This window comes from Rhodanobacter terrae (assembly GCF_042657005.1).
In the GTDB taxonomy this organism is placed as follows: Bacteria; Pseudomonadota; Gammaproteobacteria; order Xanthomonadales; family Rhodanobacteraceae; genus Rhodanobacter; species Rhodanobacter terrae.
The window spans coordinates 27,980-45,800 of the sequence record NZ_JBHSNG010000020.1 but is presented as its reverse complement, the minus strand read 5'-3'; the positions used below and the strand labels follow the sequence as shown (position 1 = coordinate 45,800).

Genomic DNA, 17,821 nt, shown 5'->3' with positions numbered 1-17,821 from the left:
CCCAGAGCCAAAAACCGGGTTATTCGAGGTTCCAATAAGCGCGCCCTTCGACTCCGGCCTGTGAGCCGTCGCCATTTCACAGATTCTGATAATTCGGCCCCGAGCCGCCCTCCGGCGTGACCCAGGTAATGATCTCGTACGGGTCCTTGATGTCGCAGGTCTTGCAGTGCACGCAGTTCGCGGCGTTGATCTGCAGGCGCCGGCTCTTGCTTCCGTCGGCATGAACGTCTTCGACGATCTCGTAGACGCTGGCGGGGCAGAAGCGGGTGCACGGGTTGCCGTATTCGGTGGTGCACTGGTCGATGCAGATGCTGGTGTCGGCGACGTGCAGGTGGATGGGCTGGTCCTCGTCGTACTCGGTGGCGGCGAAGTACACGCCGGCGAGGCGGTCGCGCGGAGGCAGGGTGCGCTGCACGTAGTCGCGCTGCGGTTCTTCCTGCGCGCCCAGCTTGTGCAGCGACGACCAGTCGGCCTTGTTCTTCAGGGTCCACGGCGAGAGACCGCCGGTGGCGGTCTCCCACGCCGCATTCAACATGCCGAACCACAGGCCCTTCTTGAACGCGGGCTTGATGTTGCGGACCTTCTTCAGCTCGGCCATCACGTCCGAGCCGCGCAGCTTGGCGTCGAACCCTGCCGGTTTCAGCCCGTTGGCGACCAGGTGCTCGGCGGCGAGCATGCCGCTCTTGATCGCCTGGTGCGTGCCTTTCACCTTGGGCACGTTGAGCAGGCCGGCGGTGTCGCCGATCAGCAAGGCGCCGGGCATCTCGGTTTTCGGCAACGACTGGTAGCCGCCGGTGACGATCGCGCGGGCGCCGGCCGAAAGGATCGTGCCGCCCTTCAGCAGCGGTTTCACCGTCGGGTGGTTCTTCCATTGCTGGAACGCTTCCCACGGCTGGTAGTTCGGGTCGCTGTAGTCGAGCCCGCTGACGTAGCCCAGCGCCACCCGGTCCTGGTCCAGGTGATACAGGAAGCTGCCGCCATAAGTATGTATGTCGGCCGGCCAGCCGAAGCTGTGCACGATCTTGCCCGGTGTCACGCGCCCGGGCGGCAGCTGCCACAGTTCCTTGATGCCGATCGAGTAACCCTGCGGGTCGCTGTCCGCGTCGAGCTTGAAGCGCTTGACCAACTGCTTGGTCAGGCTGCCGCGGGCGCCTTCGGCCAGCACGGTGACCTTGGCCTTGATGTCGATGCCTTCGGCGTAGCCGGGCTTGTGCGCGCCGTCCTTCGCCACGCCCATGTCGCCGATGCGCACGCCGGCGACCGAGCCGTCCTCGTTATAGATGGTGTCGGCGGCGGCGAAGCCGGGGAACACGTCCACGCCCAGCGCCTCGGCCTGCGGGGCCAGCCAGGCGCACATCGCGCCCAGCGAGACGATGAAGTTGCCGTGGTTCTTCATCCCCGGCGGGACCATGATCTTGCGGCCGCCGGTCTTGCTCAGCAGCCAGAACTCGTCCTCGCCCGCGGGCACGCAGATCGGCGGCGGATTGTCGCGCCAGCCGGGCAGCAGCGCATCCAGCGGCTGCGGCTCGATCACCGCGCCGGACAGGATCTGCGCGCCGATGGTCGAGGCTTTCTCGATCACGCACACGCTCACCTCGGGCTTGAGCTGCTTGAGGCGGATCGCGAACGACAGGCCGGCCGGCCCGGCGCCGACGACGACGATGTCGTATTCCATGGTCTCGCGGTCGCTCATGGCGGACTCCCAGGTGTCGCGGGCGGTGCAGGCGGTGGCCGTGCGTGGTGGTATGGATCAGGCCGCCATTGTCCGGTTTCGCGCGCCATGCGGCAACGCGTGTTGCGCTACCGCTTGCAATCGTTTGATCGGACACGGCGATAATCGGGGCATATTTGAAGGAGAGTCCATGAATTCGATGCCGCCGATCGCCGATCTCGACCTGCGCCGCGCCTCGCTGTGCCAGCTGCTGCACTCGCTGGCGGTGGGCCGCGTGCAGCCGCAGGCGCTGGCCGATGCCTATCAGCACGCGATCGAACGGCTCAATCCCGAACTCAATGCTTATGTCGACGAGCGCTCGGGCTTGTTGCAGGAGCAGGCGCACATGGCCGACCGGCGCCGCCGCGACGGCGTGATCGGGCGGCTCGACGGCATCCCGATCGCCTTGAAGGACAATTTCGACATGGCCGGCTGGCCGACCCGGGTGGGCTTGCCGGGCCGCGAAACACCGGCGCAGGACGATGCCCATGTGGTGGCGCGGTTGCGTGCCTCCGGCGCGGTGCTGGTGGGCAAGACCAATATGGACGAGGGCGCCCTGGGCGCGGTGACCGACAATCCGCACTTCGGCGCCACCCATAACCCGCATCGGCACGGCTACAGTGCCGGCGGTTCCTCCGGCGGCGCGGCGGCGGCGGTGGCCGCGGGCCTGGCGGTGGCGGCGGTCGGTTCGGACAGCCTGGGCTCGATCCGCATCCCGGCCAGCTATTGCGGCGTGTATGCGCTGAAGCCCACGCATGGCGAAATTTCTGCCCGCGGCCTGGTGCCGGCGGCGCGCCGGCTCGACGCCGTGGGCCTGCTGGCGCGCAGCGTCGACGATCTTACCGTGCTGCTGCAGGTGCTGGCCGGGTACGACGCCGACGACGCGCGTTCGCGCCGGCGCCGGGTCGCCTTCGCGCTGCCGGACTGGGAGCCGGGCAATCTACGCGCGGGTCTGCTGCCGGATCTGGCGGCGGTGGGTGTGCAGCCGGACGTCATCGAGGTGTTCGAGGCGGCGCTGGCGAAGCTGCCGCATGCGCTGGGCGACCGGCGCACGGTCGATTTCGACGACTGGAATTTCAGCCGCACCCGCCGCGCCGGCCTGCTGCTGATGGAAGCGGAGATGCTCGGTACCTTCGCCGCCGATCTGGCCAATACCGAGCATCCGGTATCGGCACGTTTCCGCAACATGCTCGGCTATGCGGCGGGCAAGAGCGCGGCCGACTACGCGGTGGCCGATCGCGTGCTGGACGCGGCCACCTTGAAGATGCGCCGCTTGTTCGCCCAGGTCGATGTACTGGTGCTGCCGACCACGCCGCAAGGCGCGTTTCCGCTGGACGGCCCGGTGCCGGATTCGCAAGCCGACCTCACCAGCTTCGCCAGCCTGGCCGGTTGTCCCGCCGTGAGCCTGCCGATGGGCAGCTTGCCGAATGGCATGCCGATCGGGCTGCAACTGGTCGGCGCGCGCGGCTCGGACCTGCGCCTGCTGGAACTGGCGGCGGCATGCGCCGCGACGCTGGATGCCGAGCCGACCTATCCGGTGATCGCCTGAAGATCGCGTAAGATGGCGGGCGGCATGCGATGTCGACGGCATCGTTGATACACCTCCGCGGCAAACCATTCGGGCTATTCCGGCATGACGACAGCTTCCCTGCAATCGCGCTCCCATCTCGACGACCTCGAGGCCGAGAGCATCCACATCTTTCGCGAGGTGCTGGCGGGTTTCCAGCGCCCGGTGATGCTGTACTCGATCGGCAAGGATTCCTCGGTGCTGCTGCACCTGCTGCGCAAGGCGTTCCATCCGGCGCGGCCGCCGATGCCGCTGCTGCATGTCGATACCACCTGGAAGTTCCGCGAGATGATCGCGCTCCGCGACCAGGTGGCGGCCGCCGGCGACGTGGAGGTGCTGGTGCACATCAATGAGGACGGCGTGCGCCAGGGTATTTCGCCGTTGACCCACGGCGCTACCGTGCATACCGACGTGATGAAGACCGTGGCGCTGAAGCAGGCGCTGGACCAGTACGGTTTCGACGCGGCGATCGGCGGGGCGCGCCGCGACGAGGAGAAGTCGCGGGCGAAGGAGCGCATCTTCTCGTTCCGCAATGCGCAGCATCGCTGGGATCCGCGCAACCAGCGTCCCGAGTTCTGGCACACCTACAACACGCACATCCGCAAAGGCGAGAGCGTGCGGGTGTTCCCGTTGTCCAACTGGACCGAGATGGACGTGTGGCTGTACATCCAGCGCGAGAACATTCCGGTGGTGCCGCTGTATTTTGCCAAGCCGCGCCCGGTGGTCGAGCGCGACGGCGCGCTGATCATGGTCGACGACGACCGCTTCGTGCTGCGCGACGGCGAAAGCGTGCAGATGCGCGAAGTGCGTTTCCGCACGCTGGGCTGCTACCCGCTGACCGGCGCGGTGGAGTCCTCGGCCGACACGCTGGCGAAAATCATCGAAGAGATGGCCGATTCGCGCAGTTCCGAGCGGCAGGGCCGGGTGATCGACCAGGATCCGACTGCGTCGATGGAACGCAAGAAGCAGGAGGGTTATTTCTGATGGGTGCGACGACTGAAAAGACTGCCGCGTTGCCCGCGCAGGGCCTGCTGCGTTTCATCACCTGCGGCAGCGTGGACGACGGCAAGAGCAGCCTGCTCGGCCGGCTGCTGTATGACGCCGGCATGCTGGCGGACGATCAGCTGGCCGCGCTGGCCCGCGACAGCCGCCGGCAGCATGCCGACGCCGGCGACGTGCTCGATTTCTCGCTGCTCACCGACGGCCTGGATGCGGAACGCCAGCAAGGCATCACCATCGACGTGGCGTACCGCTACTTTCATACCGCGCGGCGCAGTTTCATCGTGGCCGATTGCCCGGGGCACGAGCAGTACACCCGCAACATGGCCACCGGCGCCTCCAACGCCGAGCTCGCGGTGGTGCTGGTCGATGCGCGCAAAGGCCTGTTGCCGCAGACGCGCCGGCATACCTATATCTGCGGGTTGCTGAGCATCCGGCAGGTGGTGCTGGCGGTCAACAAGATGGACCTGGTCGACTACGACCAGGCGGTCTATGCCGCGATCGCGGCGCAATACCGCGAGCTGGCGCAGGAGATGGGCATCGTCGAGGTGCATTGCCTGCCCGTGGCGGCGTTGACCGGCGACAACGTGGGCGCGCGTTCGTCGCGGATGCCCTGGTACCAGGGCGACAGCCTGCTCGAACTGCTGGAGTCGGTCGAGGTCGCGCCGTTCCGCGCCGCCGATTTCCGCATGCCGGTGCAATGGGTGAACCGGCCGGACCACGCGTTCCGCGGCTACGCCGGCACGATCTGCGGTGGCCGGGTGAGCCGCGGCGACGAAGTCATCGTGCAGCCGGGCGGACAGCGCGCGCATATCGAACGCATCGTCAGCGCCGACGGCGATCTGGCCGGCGCGGCGGACGGGCAGGCGGTGACGCTGTGCCTGGACCGCGAGATCGACGTCAGTCGCGGCGACGTGATCGCCGATGCGCTGCGCCCGGCGCCGGTGGCCGATCAGTTCACCTGCCATCTGTTGTGGCTGGGCGACGCCACGTTGCTGCCCAACCGCACTTACTGGCTGAAGATCGGCACGCGCACGGTCAATGCGCGGGTGATGTCGATCAAGTACAAGGTCGACGTCAACAGCCAGGCCCAGCTTGCGGCACGCCACCTCGGTCTCAACGAAGTGGGTTACTGCACGCTGGGGCTGGACGACGAGATTGCCTTCGAGGCCTATGCCAGCAACCGCACGCTGGGCGGTTTCATCCTGATCGACCGCCTGAGCAACGCCACGGTGGCCTGCGGCATGCTGGACTTCGCGCTGGGGCGATCGGCCAACGTGCACTGGCAACACGTCGATATCGACCGCACCGTACGCGCCGCCAGCAAGGGCCAGCACCCGCTGTGCCTGTGGTTCACCGGCCTGTCCGGTGCCGGCAAGTCCACCATCGCGAACCTGGTCGAGCGGCGGCTGCATGCGCTGGGTTTTCACACGTATCTGCTCGACGGCGACAACGTGCGCCACGGCATCAACAAGGACCTGGGCTTCACCCCGGAAGATCGCGTCGAGAATATCCGGCGCATCGCCGAGGTGGCGCATCTGATGGTGGACGCCGGGCTGATCGTGCTGGTCAGCGCGATTTCGCCGTACCGCAGCGAGCGGCGCTCGGCGCGCGAGTTGTTCGGGGCGGCGGAGTTCATGGAGGTGTTCGTGGATGCGCCGCTGGAGGAATGCGAGCGGCGCGATCCCAAAGGCCTCTATCGCAAGGCTCGCGCGGGCACGATCCGCAACTTCACCGGCATCGACGCGCCGTACGAAAGGCCCGAGACGCCGGACATCCATCTGTTGAGCAGCGGGCAGCGCGCCGAGCAACTGGCCGAGCAGGTCACCGCGGAGTTGCTGGCCAGGCTGCACAACGATGGCACCCGTGCGTGACACAGCGTCGCCATCGGCGGGGTGACGCTTGGATTGCCCGGGGCCGGCGGCGATAATACGGGACTTCCCTTGCAAGGCGCCGCCGCGATGACCGAGAAGACCGTACTCAACGCCACTCACCGTGCGCTCGGCGCGCGCATGGTCGACTTCGGCGGCTGGGACATGCCGATCAGCTACGGCTCGCAGATCGAGGAACACCACGCGGTGCGCCGCGACGCCGGCATGTTCGACGTCTCGCACATGACGGTGATCGACCTGCACGGCGCGCGCACGCGCGACTTCCTGCGCCATCTGCTGGCCAACAGCATCGACAAGCTGAAGGTGGTCGGCAAGGCGCTGTACTCGTGCATGCTGAACGAGCAGGGCGGCGTGATCGACGACCTGATCGTGTATTACCTCGGCGAGGAGCACTTCCGGCTGGTCGTCAACGCCGGTACCCGCGCCAAGGATCTGGCCTGGATCGAACAGCAGGCCACCGCGTTCGATGTGCAGGTGAAGGAGCGTCCGGAATTCGCGATGATCGCGGTGCAGGGTCCGAACGCCCGCGCCAAGGTGCTCGGCCTGCTGCACGAGGTGGATCGCCCGCGCATCGAGAAGCTCGGCAAGTTCTCCGCCGCTGCGGCGCAGGGCCCGCACGGCATGCCGCTGTTCGTGGCGCGCACCGGCTATACCGGCGAAGACGGTTTCGAGATCATCGTGCCGGCCGAGCATGCCGTCGCCTTGTGGGAAGCGCTGGCCGCCGCCGGCGTCGCGCCGGCCGGCCTGGGCGCACGCGACACGCTGCGGCTGGAAGCCGGCATGAATCTCTACGGACAGGACATGGACGAGAGCGTGCTGCCGTGGGAGGCGAACCTGGGCTGGACCATCGCGCTGGACGAGGGCCGCGAGTTCATCGGCCGCGCTGCGCTGGAGCGGCAGAAAGCCGCCGGCGTGCCCCGCGTGATGGTCGGCCTGGTGCTGGACGAGAAGGGCGTGCTGCGCCACGGCCAGAAAGTGCTGACCGCGAACGGCGACGGCGAGATCCTCTCCGGCAGTTTCGCGCCGACCCTCGACAAGGCGGTGGCGTTCGCGCGCATTCCCGCCGGCGAGCCGGGCGACGTGCGGGTGGACATCCGTGGCCGCGAAGTGCCGGTGCGGCTGGTGAAGTATCCGTTCGTGCGCGACGGCAAGCCGTGCGCTGGCATCTGATCCACCGCTGCACAACTCACCCACGGCGGTTGTGGCTAGAATCACCGCCTGTACCCCGACTCACACCAAACGACTGGACCCGATCATGAGCGAGATTCCTGGCGATCTGAAATTCCTCAAGTCCCACGAGTGGGCCCGCGCCGAAGACGACGGCCTGGTCCGCGTGGGTATTTCCGACCACGCGCAGGACCAGCTCGGCGATCTGGTCTATGTCGAGCTGCCGGAAGTCGGCTCGGCGGTGAAGGCGGGCGTCGGCGCTGCCGTGGTCGAGTCGGTGAAAGCCGCCTCGGACATCTACTCGCCGGTTTCCGGCGAAATCGTCGAGGTCAACGAGCTGCTCAACGACAAGCCCGAGATCATCAACGAGGACGCCTTCGGCGAAGGCTGGATCTTCCTGGTGCGCCCCAGCGACCGCGCTGAGCTGGACGAACTGCTCGACGCGAACGACTACGAAGAGCTGGTCGAGAACGAAGACCACTGAGTCTTGCGCCATAGCGTGATGTTGCCGGCCGCCCAGTGCGGCCGGCGACGTTTCCGGCGTAGCGATCCGGGAGCCCGGCCGAGTCTTCGCCCGACTCGGTGATGACGGACACGACCTCTCCGAGCGGCAGGCATCGAGTCGTCACGCCTTGCATGCATCACGCGCATTCGCCGTGTCGCTGGTCGATCTGCATGGAACAGCTTCGGCACCGACCATGCTCTGTTTTTTCGGCGGGATCGTGTCGTCGTCGACGCCGCGTTTGCGCATCGTCGCCGCTGCCATCGCACAGGAAAATGTCGTCGCTGCTCCGGTCTTCGGCGACGAGCGTCGAGGTGCCGGTCACCTCGGTCGAAGTCCGCGCGAGCCGGGCTGACGAACTTTTTTGCCCGGCTCGGCGGTCCGGCTGAAAATAATTTCAGTCGTGTCCCGTTCATCTGGCGGAGGCGGCGGGATGGTCCGGCGGAAGCGTCGCCGCAAGCGGCATTTTTCAAGGCGCGTTTTTTCTGCGCGGCCTGACGGTTTGCCTGAAATCGTTGTGTGGCAACGGTTTCGAGGGTAATCATCGTTTTTGACTGAAAAATGTATGGACGTATAGACGTCCAACTGATAATGGCCATGAGAGGCCTCGAGGCCTTGCCGGAGCCGGCTTTCGGTGGGTGTGGGGAGGGGTGCAGTGGTTTGATTTCACGACTAAAATCAATTGACAGCTGAAATCTTCAGGGATAGCTTTCGCAACAGATCACGGGGAATGCGCTTTATGGCGACAGCAAAATTCATCAAGCCTTATGTCGAGCACGGTGAAAAGGCCAATGCAGTACGCAAGATCACCGTCTCGATTCCGCTGCATGTCCTGCGGCGGCTTTCTGATTTGCGCACCCACCGCCAAGTGAACAATCTTCGGCACGCCACCAACAGCGACTTGTTGGTCGAGGCGTTCCTGCACGCTTTTACTGGGCAACCACTGCCAACTGATGAGGAGCTTAGACGAACCATGGCCACTGCCAAGAAATCCGCTGCAAAGAAACCGGCTGCCAAGAAATCGGCCGCCAAGAAATCCACCGTGAAGAAGGTCGCCGCCAAGAAGCCGGCTGCCAAGAAAGCTGCCGTGAAGAAGGTCGCGAAGAAGGCTGCGCCGAAGAAGGCTGCCGCCAAGAAAGCCGCGCCGGCCAAGAAGGCTGCCGTGAAGAAGGTTGCGAAGAAGGCTGCGCCGAAGAAGGCTGCCGCCAAGAAAGCCGCACCGGCCAAGGTGGTGAAAGCCACCAAGACCGCGAAGGCCTCCAAAGCCAAGAAGTAAGCAACAAGCGACAAGCGACACCTCCAATAAGACAAGTCACCCGATACTTCTCTCCCCGCGGTGCCCAGCGCGGGGAGAGCATTTCGAGAAGCCTTCGTCCCGGCCTGGCCGGGACGCTTCGTTTGTGGAGTCGAAAAGGTTCGCCACGACGGCGGCCTGCACCTCGGCTGATTCATCGCCGAAGCGAATGCCCGGTCCCGGAGCCCTGGAGCAAAATCACTTTCCGCACCGTGAGTTCTCGCACGATTTGCCGTGCCCGGCTATTGGAGTTACCTTTCGCACATCCGCGCTGCGGTGAATCCGGGGGATTCGCCGCTCCTGGATCGACAGGGGGAAAAAAGCGCGGGTATCTGTCGACACTCAGCGAGAGACCATGGATACCCGAGACGTACTTCATACACGCAGGCATGAGCGTGGGGCCATCAGGCCCGTAGTCATCGCCATCATCGCCGTTTTCGTCCTGCTGGCCGTAGGCGCGTGGTTCCTGATCATCAAGCCGCATCAGGAACTGGTCATGGCCGACGCAGGCGGCCATCCGTCCACGCCGGTATCCACGGCGACCCGGACGCTGCCGCCGCCGCCCGCCAACGTGGCGGCGATGGACGTCAACCAGCTGCTGGCCGAGGCGCGCACGGCAATGAACGAACAGCGCTATCTGGCACCGGCCGGCAATAACGCCTTCGAGTTCTATCTGCGTGTCCTGGAGAAGGATCCGGGCAACAAGGTCGCGTCCGATGCGTTGCGCGAGACGTTCCCGTTCGCCGCCACTTCGGCGGAGCAGTCGATCAACTCGCGCGACTTCAATGAAGCGCAGCGCCAGATCGACTTGCTGGCCAAGGCCGACCCGACCAACTTCACGTTGACCATTCTGCGTTCAAAGCTGGATGCCCAGCGCAAGACGCTGGACAAGCAGCAGCAGGATGCCGCCGATCAGCAGAAGGCGCAGCAACTGGCGGCACAGAAGGCTGCGGCGGCCAAGGCGGCGGCGGATCAGCTGGCCGAGCAGCAGAAGGCCCAGTTGGCCGCCGAGCAGCCGAAAGCGCAGCCCTCCCGCACGGCGCAACACTCGAGTCAGCCGTCGTCGGAGGCCGGGAACTCGGCGGCTGCCGGTGCGGTCGGCGGCGATGCTGGACAGACCAGCGATGCGGTGCTGCTGAAGGCCGTAGGAGCCCGCTACCCCGCGACAGCGATGCGTGAGCGGCAGGAGGGCTGGGTGCTGGTGTCGTTCACGATCGATCCCAACGGGCGAACCAGTGACATCAAGGTGGTCGACGCACAGCCGCGCCGCGTTTTCGATCGCGCCGCGATAGACGCAGTGCAGCGCTACCAGTTCACGCCGGCGAAGAAGGATGGCGTGGCCGTTGCCACGGTCAAGCAGCAGAAGATCGAGTTCAAGCTCTGATCGTCATGCACTGATATGAGACGGACCGGACGGCGCATGTTGCTCATGCGCCGTCTTTCGTTCCGGACCGTTGCCGCGATTCAGAAGCGGTATCCCGGACGATGCCTGCGCAGCTTTTTCCGCTTCGGTGCCGCCGCCGGTGCCTTGGGATTGCCTTCGATCTGGGCCCAGTCCACGTGCGGCAGGTTCAGCAGATCGTCGAACACCATCGGCATCAGGCCGCTGGGAATCGGGCCGGTGGAGTTCCACAAAGTGACGACGCCGACGTGGTACTTCGGGAAGAAGCCGATCATGGTGCGATAGCCGGCCACGGCACCCGCGTGGAAGATCAGGGTTTCGCCGCCGTACTCGTAGACGCGCCAGCCCAGCGCATAGTACGCGCTGGTCAATCTCGCCCGGCGCCACGGCGTGGCATTCAGTTCGCTGGGCGTGGTCACCCCCGGCGCATGCAGCACGTCCAGCAACGAGGTGGGCAACACGTCCTGGCGACCGCCCATCTGCGCGATCAGCCATTTTTCCATGTCGCGCAGGCTGGCGTTGACGCCGGCCGCGGGCGCCACCCGATAGTAGGTTTCGTTCGGTTCGAACGGCAGCCAGCCGTGGCTGCTCGCGCGGTGGGGGCGGGCCCAGCTCTTGTTGGATTCCAGCGCGGCGCGGCCGTAGCTGGCGGTGGTCATGCCCAGCGGGTAGAAGATGCGCTTGTCGACCTGGCGATAGAAGAAATCGCCGGTGCGCGCGAGCACCACGTCGCCGATCATGCCGAACGCGACGTTCTGGTAGCCATAGCACTGGCCTACACCGCAGATCAGGTTCACCTCGTCGAGCTTGCGCACCAGCTCCTCGTAGGAGATGTCATCCTCGAGCATGTTGTCGTAGGTGTTGCGCGGCAGGCCGAGCCGCTGTCCCAGGATGTCGGCCACGGTGGCTTCGGAGGCGGCCTGCATGTCCTTGAGCTTGAAGTAGGGCAGCACGTCGACCAGCTTGGTATCCCAGCTCAATTTGCCATCGTCCACCAGCAGGCCGGTCATGGCGGTGGCAAATGCCTTCGACAACGAGGCAAGCCGGAACACGGTGTGCGGCGTCACCGGCTGTTTGGTGACGGCATCGGCGTAGCCGACGGTGCCTTCGAAGACCACCTTGTCGTCGACCACCAGCGCCGTGGCCAGGCCGGCGACGGCATGTCGCTCGGCTATGCGGTTCAGCCAGCGCTGGTAGTCGGCGATGGTCTGCTCGATGCGTGCCGGCGGCAGACTTCCCGTGGCGCCGTGAACGACGACAGTTGGCAACGTTGTCGCGGTACTGGTGGCGCGGGCCGGTGCACAGACCAGCCCGAGCGCGCCTGCGAGCAACAGGAAGATCTTCTGGAACTGCATGATATTCTGGTGTGATTCCGGCGTGGGGAAGCGCCTCAGGGTGGAGAGTCGACGATGGGCCTGATCATTGTTTTGATTGTTGTCGTTCTGATTGTCTTGTACTTCGTGGCGATCTACAACGCGCTGGTGACCTCGCGCAACAGCTACAAGAATGCCTTCGCGCAGATCGATGTGCAGCTGACCCGCCGGCATGACCTGATTCCGAATCTGGTGGAAACGGCCAAGGGCTATCTCGCGCATGAGCGCGGCACGCTCGAGGCGGTGGTACAGGCCCGCAACGCGGCGGTCAGCGGGCTGGCCGGCGCCAAGGCCAATCCCGGAGATCCGGCGGCGATGCAGCAGCTGGCCAGCAGCGAGAACGCCTTGACCCAGACGCTGGGTCATTTGTTCGCGTTGCAGGAAGCGTATCCCGACCTGAAGGCGAACCAGACCATGATGCAGCTCTCCGAAGAGCTGACCTCGACCGAGAACCGGGTCGCGTTCGCACGGCAGGCTTATAACGATTCGGTGCTGACCTACAACAACAAGCGCGAAGTCTTTCCCGCGTCGTTCGTGGCCAACAGCTTCGGCTTCATCGCGGCCGAACCGCTGAAGATCGAGGACCCGGCCGTGCGCGACGCGCCGAAGGTTTCCTTTACCTGATCGACGCCGCACCGCGACCGTCGTCGCGATGTACACGTTCATCTGCCGGAGCCTCCATGGATTTCTTTGCGCAACAGGCGCGCGTACGCGGCAGCAGCCGACGGCTGGTCGCGCTGTTCGCTCTGGCGGTGGTCGCGATCGTGGCGGCGATCGACGCGGTGGTGTGGCTGGCCATGGGCCACCACCCGGTGGATGGCGAGCCGGCGCGATCGAATCTGTCGCTGCTGCTCGCCAGCAGTGCGCTGGTCCTGGCCGGGATCGGTCTCAGTTCGCTGTTCCGCATCATGAGCCTGTCCGGCGGCGGCAAGACGGTGGCCGAGAGCGTCGGTGCAGTGCCGGTGCCGCCGGATACACGCGATCCGCAGCTGCGCCAGTTGCGCAATGTGATCGAGGAAGTGGCGATCGCCGCAGGCGTGCCGGTGCCGGACATCTATCTGATGGAAGAGGAGCCGGGCATCAACGCATTCGCCGCCGGCTACTCGGTGTCCGACGCAGCGGTGTGCGTGACCCGCGGTTGTCTCGACAACCTGAGCCGCGACGAGTTGCAGGGCGTGATCGCACACGAGTTCAGCCACGTGCTGAACGGTGACATGCGGCTCAACATCCGACTGATGGGCCTGCTGTTCGGCATCCTGGTGCTGGCGATCGTAGGGCGCCGGGTGATCTGGTTTGGCGGCGGCCGCGGCAATCGGCGCGACGGTGGCGGCGGCCAGGTGTGGATGATCGGGCTGGCGCTGATCGTGGTCGGCTATATCGGGTATTTTTTTGGGCGGCTGATCCAGGCCGCGGTGGCGCGTTCGCGCGAATCGCTGGCCGACGCGTCGGCGGTGCAATTCACCCGCCAGACCGACGGCATCGCGGGCGCGCTGAAGAAGATCGCGATTCTCAGCGAAGGCTCCGAACTGCATGTGGCGAACAAGCAGGAAGTGGCGCACATGCTGTTCGGCGAGGCCGGCGCCTTCAACGCGTTGTTCGCCACCCATCCGCCGTTGCTGCAACGCATTCGAACCCTTGAGCCCGGTTTTCGCGAAGAGGAGCTGGTCCGGCTGGCGGCGTCGATGCAGCAGGCTGCCGGGGCGCCATCGACGCCAGCCGTCGCCGGCAATCCAGTGAACCCGCGGGGAACACCCGTCACGGCTTCGCCGTCGCCATTGCCGGCCGTGCTGGCCGGCGCGGTGTTGGCGCAAGGCGCGGGCAGCGCTACGGACCCGACGCGCTTCCAGCGTGCCGCGGCCGTGCAACAGGCCATGCCGACGACGCTGACGGTGGCCGTGCAGCAACCGGAGCCGGCACTGACCGTCGTGCTGGCCCTGGCCATGTCGGCGGAGAGGGAACTGCAGGACGCGCAGCGCCGGATCGTCGCCGATGCGTTTGGCGATGATGTGCAGCAGGCCGTGCAGACGATGGCGGTCGAAGTGGCGACACTGTCGCCGGAGTCCCGGCTGCCGCTGGCGGCGCTGGCGTTCCCCGCCCTGAAGCAGCTGTCGGCAGGACGCCTGCAGACCTTGCTGGGTGCGCTCGATGCGCTGGTGCGGGCGGATGGCCGGGTCGATCTCGACGAGTACTGTCTGGTCCGGCTGCTGCGCCTGCAATTGACCGAGGCGCAGCAGCCGCGGCGCGCGCCGGTGGACGGACTGAAAAAATTGCCGGCATGCCGCAGCAGCGTGATGCTGGTCTGCGCGGTAGTCGCCGCGAACGGCAATGCCGACGAAGCCGCCGCCCGTCGTGCCTGGCTGCTCGCGATGCAGCAGGCCTTTCCCGGCGAAGCGCTGGACTGGTCGGCGCCACCGGCGACGTGGCAAACGCCGTTCGAGCGCGCGCTGGATGATCTCGATGGGTTGATGCCGCCGGCCAAGGATCTGGTGGTCCAGAGCCTGGCCAGCGCGATCCACGCCGACGGCGTCGTCAGCGTCGAAGAGGCGGCATTGCTGCGGGTGATCTGCGCCAGCCTGCATTGCCCGCTGCCGGCGTAGCATCGCGCCGCCCGGTGCGACGCAAGACACCCCCCCGTAGGAGCCCGCTAGCGGGCGATGCTCCTGTTCTGAATTTCCCTACCCAACACCCCCCTGTAGGAGCCCGCTAGCGGGCGATGCTCCTGTTCTGAATTTCCCTACCCAACACCCCCCCTGTAGGAGCCCGCTAGCGGGCGATGCTCCTGTTCTGAATTTCCCTACCCAACACCCCCCCACGTAGGAGCCCGCTAGCGGGCGATGCTCCTGTTCTGAATTTCCCTACCCAACATCAAAACAACAGCATCGCCCGCCAGCGGGCTCCTACACAGGGGTTTCGCCGCGGATCAGCGCGCTGGCCCGCTCGGCGAGCATGATCGTCGGCGCGTTGGTGTTGCCGGTGGGCAGGCTCGGCATCACCGAGGCATCGACCACGCGCAGGCCTTCCACCCCGCGTACGCGCAGCTCGCTGTCGACCACGGCGCGATCGTCGTTGCCCATGCGGCAGGTGCCGACCGGGTGGTAGATGGTTTCCGCCTTGCGCCGGATGAAGTCGGTGTATTCGGCGTCGGTGCTGATCCGGCGCTCGGGAAATACCGGCTCGCCGCGATACGCATCGAACGCGCCCTGGTCGAACAGCTCACGCGACAGCCGCGCCGCCTCGATCATTCGCTGCAGGTCGTGTCCTTCCGGATCGCCGAGATAATTGGCATGGATCGCGATCGGCTGCGCCGGATCGGCCGAGTGCAGGCGCAGACGGCCGCGGCTGCGCGGGTGCAGATAACAAGCGTGCAAGGTGTAGCCGTAGCCGGGCAGGCGGTGGCGGCCGTGATCGTCGAGCAGTGCGGGCACGAAGTGGAACTGCAGGTCGCAGCGCTCGTCGTCGGCCAGCCGGCTGCGCACGAAACCGCCGGCCTCGGCAACATTGGAACTGCCCGGTCCGTCGCGGTGACGCCACCAGCGCAAGCCGGCGGCCAGTTCGTTGAGGTGGTCGTAGGTGATCTTCTGCCTGCTGCCGTCCAGCGTGCAGATATCCAGATGATCCTGCAGGTTGCCGCCGACGTCGGGCAGGTCGGCGAGAATCCCGATGCCGTGTTCGCGCAGATGATCGGCCGGGCCCAGTCCGGACAGCATCAGCAGTTGCGGCGTGTTGATCGCGCCGGCGGCGAGGATCACCTCGCCCGCTTCGATCCGCTCGCAAGCGTGCCGGCCGCGGCGCAGCTGCACGCCCACCGCGCGGCCACGCTCGAGCAGCACGCGCTCGACCAGCGCATGCGTGCGCACGTGCAGGTTCGCGCGCTGGCGCACCGGTTTCAGGAAGGCCGTCGCGGTCGAGCAACGCGCGCCATCACGCTGGGTCACCTGGTAAAGCCCGAAGCCGGCCTGTTGCTCGCCGTTGAAATCATCGTTGCGCTGATAGCCGGTGCTGGCAGCCGCATCGATCAGGGCCGCCGACAGCATGTTGTGATGGCGCAGATCGGCCACGCCTAGCGGGCCACCGACGCCGTGCCACGCGCTGGAACCGCGCGTGTTGTCCTCGCTGCGCAGGAACCACGCCAGCACTTGTTGCCACGACCAGCGCGGATCGCCGCACGCTTGCGCCCAGCGGTCGTAGTCGGCCGCCACGCCGCGGATGTAGCACATCGCATTGATCGAGCTGGAGCCGCCCAGCGTCTTGCCGCGCGGCCACCACAGGCGACGCTGGTTGAGCGCCGGTTCCGGTTCGGTGCGGTAATTCCAGTTGAGCCGGCGGTTGCCGGCCAGCCGGGCGATGCCGGCAGGCATGTGGATCAGCGGATTCCAGTCGGACGCGCCCGCTTCCAGCAACAACACGCGTTTGCCCGGATCGACGCTGAGCCGGTTGGCCAGCACGCAACCGGCGGAGCCGGCGCCGACGATGACATAGTCGTAGTTGTTCAAGGCCGTTGCCGCTCTTCGCTGGGTGGACACAGGCCCATGCTAGTCTTGCCGCGCCCCACGCTGGATGTGCCCGTGAGTTTGCCCCGCCAAACCGTTGTGGAACAAGCCGCCGCGCCGACGTTGTCCGCATTGGCGTTTTTTTTCGTGATGACTTCGTACTACATCATCCGGCCAGTCATGGGCCAGCTGAGCGGTGCGGTCGGCTCGCAGTCGCTGCCCCTGTTCTACGGTGCGGTGTTCGTGGTGATGCTGCTGTTGACGCCGGTGTTCGGCATGCTGGTGGCGCGCTTCCGGCGCAGGCAGTTGATCGGCTGGAGCTACAGTTTCTTCATTTTGTGCCTGCTCGCGTTCGTGCCTGCGTTCATGGCGCAGGATCGCATCGGCGCGCGCGCGTTGGGTGTGGTGTTTTTCGTCTGGGCCAGTGTGTTCAACCTGTTCGTGGTGTCGCTGTTCTGGAGCTTCATGGCGGACATCTTCTCCAGCGACCGGGCACGGCGGGTGTTTTCGCTGATCGCGCTCGGCGGCATGGCTGGCGCGATCTTCGGCCCGCTGGTGACCAGGCTTCTGGTGCAGCTGATCGGCGTGGCGCAGCTGTTGCTGGTCTCGGCGCTGGCCCTGGGCTTTTCGATGATGCTGTTGCTGCAGCTTTCCGCGCAGCACGATCGGCTCGCGGGCCGCCGTGCCGATGAGGCGATCGGCGGCTCGCTGTGGGCCGGCGTCAGGGAGTTGTGGTCGCGTCCGTTCCTGCGTTACATGGCCTTGCTGATGTTGTTCGGCGACGGCATCGGCACGCTGGCCTATGCGCTGGTGGCCGATTACGCCAAGGCGCATTTCACCAGCACGATCGCGCGCACGTTGTTCTACAACGATCTCGATCTGGCCACCAATCTGCTTGGCGCGGTGCTGCAGCTGAGTGTGACGCCGTGGCTGCTGGTGCGCCGCGGCGCCGGCTGGGGACTGGTCTTGCCGTCACTGGTGAATCTGGCGTTGCTGGTCGGCGTTGCGCTGATCGGTGGCGGCAGCCTTGTGTTCTTCAGCTTCAGCGTGCCGCTGCTGGCGGTGATGCAGGTGATCACGCGCGGCTTCGCCTACGGCATGACCAAGCCGGCGGTGGATGCGTTGTACACGCGGGTGCCGCGCGAGACGCGCTACAAGGGCAAGAACTTCGTCGAGACCGCGGTTTGGCGATTTGGCGACGTGGTGGTGACCAGTGCCGTGAGCGGCTTGCGCATGCTGGGTTGGGGCATCGGTGGACTGGCCTTGCTGGGTGGCGGCGTCGCCACCCTGGCGGCGATAGTGGCCCGCCGGGCCGGCTGGTCGCCCGACCTGGCGCCGGACGAGTATGCTCAGAACGGCGTCGCCGATGCACCGTCCATCTGAAGAAACCCGTGCAGCGCTCAGCTGGCGTCGCCTTGGCTGGT

The 17,821-nt window shown here is 66.1% G+C and carries 14 protein-coding genes; 11 read left to right on the top strand and 3 right to left on the bottom strand.

The window, feature by feature from the left end; translation table 11 throughout:
- Positions 1-76 precede the first annotated feature (76 nt).
- Positions 77-1,693 carry an electron transfer flavoprotein-ubiquinone oxidoreductase gene (locus ACFPPB_RS15750; RefSeq protein ID WP_377328788.1) on the bottom strand — a complete coding sequence of 539 codons (1,617 nt, stop codon included), beginning with the start codon at positions 1,691-1,693 and terminating at the stop codon, positions 77-79.
- A gap of 169 nt (positions 1,694-1,862) precedes the next feature.
- Here ACFPPB_RS15750 and ACFPPB_RS15745 point away from each other — a divergent pair, with 169 nt between their 5' ends.
- The 8 genes from ACFPPB_RS15745 (at position 1,863) to ACFPPB_RS15710 (ending at position 10,516) form a co-directional block, all read left to right on the top strand.
- Complete coding sequence (locus ACFPPB_RS15745) at positions 1,863-3,260, top strand: amidase (RefSeq protein ID WP_377328786.1); 1,398 nt, start codon at positions 1,863-1,865, stop codon at positions 3,258-3,260.
- An 84-nt stretch (positions 3,261-3,344) separates the two neighbouring features.
- Positions 3,345-4,262 (top strand): sulfate adenylyltransferase subunit CysD, encoded by a 918-nt coding sequence (gene cysD / locus ACFPPB_RS15740; RefSeq protein ID WP_377328784.1) that lies wholly within the window; start codon positions 3,345-3,347, stop codon positions 4,260-4,262.
- The gene (cysC, locus tag ACFPPB_RS15735; RefSeq protein WP_377328782.1) at positions 4,262-6,151 is read left to right on the top strand and encodes an adenylyl-sulfate kinase; all 1,890 of its coding nucleotides are present in this window, start codon (positions 4,262-4,264) and stop codon (positions 6,149-6,151) included. Before cysD ends, cysC begins: the two co-directional genes overlap by 1 nt.
- A gap of 87 nt (positions 6,152-6,238) precedes the next feature.
- Positions 6,239-7,339 (top strand): glycine cleavage system aminomethyltransferase GcvT, encoded by a 1,101-nt coding sequence (gene gcvT / locus ACFPPB_RS15730; protein ID WP_377328780.1) that lies wholly within the window; start codon positions 6,239-6,241, stop codon positions 7,337-7,339.
- Between the two features lie 85 nt (positions 7,340-7,424).
- Positions 7,425-7,820: a glycine cleavage system protein GcvH gene (gene gcvH, locus ACFPPB_RS15725; RefSeq protein WP_377328778.1), complete on the top strand. Its 396-nt coding sequence runs from the start codon at positions 7,425-7,427 to the stop codon at positions 7,818-7,820.
- A gap of 172 nt (positions 7,821-7,992) precedes the next feature.
- Positions 7,993-8,193, top strand: coding sequence for a hypothetical protein (locus ACFPPB_RS15720; RefSeq protein ID WP_377328776.1), 201 nt, complete (start codon positions 7,993-7,995; stop codon positions 8,191-8,193).
- 384 nt (positions 8,194-8,577) lie between these two features.
- The gene (gene metJ / locus ACFPPB_RS15715) at positions 8,578-9,114 is read left to right on the top strand and encodes a met regulon transcriptional regulator MetJ (protein ID WP_072762472.1); all 537 of its coding nucleotides are present in this window, start codon (positions 8,578-8,580) and stop codon (positions 9,112-9,114) included.
- Positions 9,115-9,487: 373 nt separating this feature from the next.
- A complete protein-coding gene (locus ACFPPB_RS15710) occupies positions 9,488-10,516 on the top strand; it encodes an energy transducer TonB (protein WP_377328774.1) in 1,029 nt (342 codons plus the stop codon).
- Between the two features lie 80 nt (positions 10,517-10,596).
- On the opposite strand, the gene ACFPPB_RS15705 is transcribed toward ACFPPB_RS15710, so the two are convergent.
- On the bottom strand, positions 10,597-11,889 hold the full coding sequence (locus ACFPPB_RS15705) for a serine hydrolase domain-containing protein (RefSeq protein ID WP_377328772.1): 1,293 nt from the start codon (positions 11,887-11,889) through the stop codon (positions 10,597-10,599).
- 54 nt (positions 11,890-11,943) lie between these two features.
- Between ACFPPB_RS15705 and ACFPPB_RS15700 the strand changes: the two genes are divergently transcribed.
- Entirely contained in the window at positions 11,944-12,531 is a 588-nt protein-coding gene (locus ACFPPB_RS15700; protein ID WP_377328770.1) for a LemA family protein, read from the top strand.
- A 56-nt stretch (positions 12,532-12,587) separates the two neighbouring features.
- Positions 12,588-14,504: a M48 family metallopeptidase gene (locus tag ACFPPB_RS15695; protein ID WP_377328768.1), complete on the top strand. Its 1,917-nt coding sequence runs from the start codon at positions 12,588-12,590 to the stop codon at positions 14,502-14,504.
- A 300-nt stretch (positions 14,505-14,804) separates the two neighbouring features.
- Here ACFPPB_RS15695 and ACFPPB_RS15690 read toward each other — a convergent pair whose 3' ends face one another.
- The gene (locus tag ACFPPB_RS15690) at positions 14,805-16,400 is read right to left on the bottom strand and encodes a GMC family oxidoreductase (protein WP_377328766.1); all 1,596 of its coding nucleotides are present in this window, start codon (positions 16,398-16,400) and stop codon (positions 14,805-14,807) included.
- 72 nt (positions 16,401-16,472) lie between these two features.
- On the opposite strand from ACFPPB_RS15690, the gene ACFPPB_RS15685 reads away from it, so the two are divergent.
- Positions 16,473-17,780 (top strand): NTP/NDP exchange transporter, encoded by a 1,308-nt coding sequence (locus tag ACFPPB_RS15685; RefSeq protein WP_377328764.1) that lies wholly within the window; start codon positions 16,473-16,475, stop codon positions 17,778-17,780.
- Positions 17,781-17,821 lie beyond the last annotated feature (41 nt).

Bases quoted from the DNA above. Each gene is read 5' to 3' on its own strand.
- ACFPPB_RS15750 (WP_377328788.1), bottom strand. From the start codon at position 1,693: ATGAGCGACCGCGAGACCATGGAATACGACATCGTCGTCGTCGGCGCC.
- ACFPPB_RS15745 (WP_377328786.1), top strand. From the start codon at position 1,863: ATGAATTCGATGCCGCCGATCGCCGATCTCGACCTGCGCCGCGCCTCG.
- cysD (WP_377328784.1), top strand. From the start codon at position 3,345: ATGACGACAGCTTCCCTGCAATCGCGCTCCCATCTCGACGACCTCGAG.
- cysC (WP_377328782.1), top strand. From the start codon at position 4,262: ATGGGTGCGACGACTGAAAAGACTGCCGCGTTGCCCGCGCAGGGCCTG.
- gcvT (WP_377328780.1), top strand. From the start codon at position 6,239: ATGACCGAGAAGACCGTACTCAACGCCACTCACCGTGCGCTCGGCGCG.
- gcvH (WP_377328778.1), top strand. From the start codon at position 7,425: ATGAGCGAGATTCCTGGCGATCTGAAATTCCTCAAGTCCCACGAGTGG.
- metJ (WP_072762472.1), top strand. From the start codon at position 8,578: ATGGCGACAGCAAAATTCATCAAGCCTTATGTCGAGCACGGTGAAAAG.
- ACFPPB_RS15710 (WP_377328774.1), top strand. From the start codon at position 9,488: ATGGATACCCGAGACGTACTTCATACACGCAGGCATGAGCGTGGGGCC.
- ACFPPB_RS15705 (WP_377328772.1), bottom strand. From the start codon at position 11,889: ATGCAGTTCCAGAAGATCTTCCTGTTGCTCGCAGGCGCGCTCGGGCTG.
- ACFPPB_RS15700 (WP_377328770.1), top strand. From the start codon at position 11,944: ATGGGCCTGATCATTGTTTTGATTGTTGTCGTTCTGATTGTCTTGTAC.
- ACFPPB_RS15695 (WP_377328768.1), top strand. From the start codon at position 12,588: ATGGATTTCTTTGCGCAACAGGCGCGCGTACGCGGCAGCAGCCGACGG.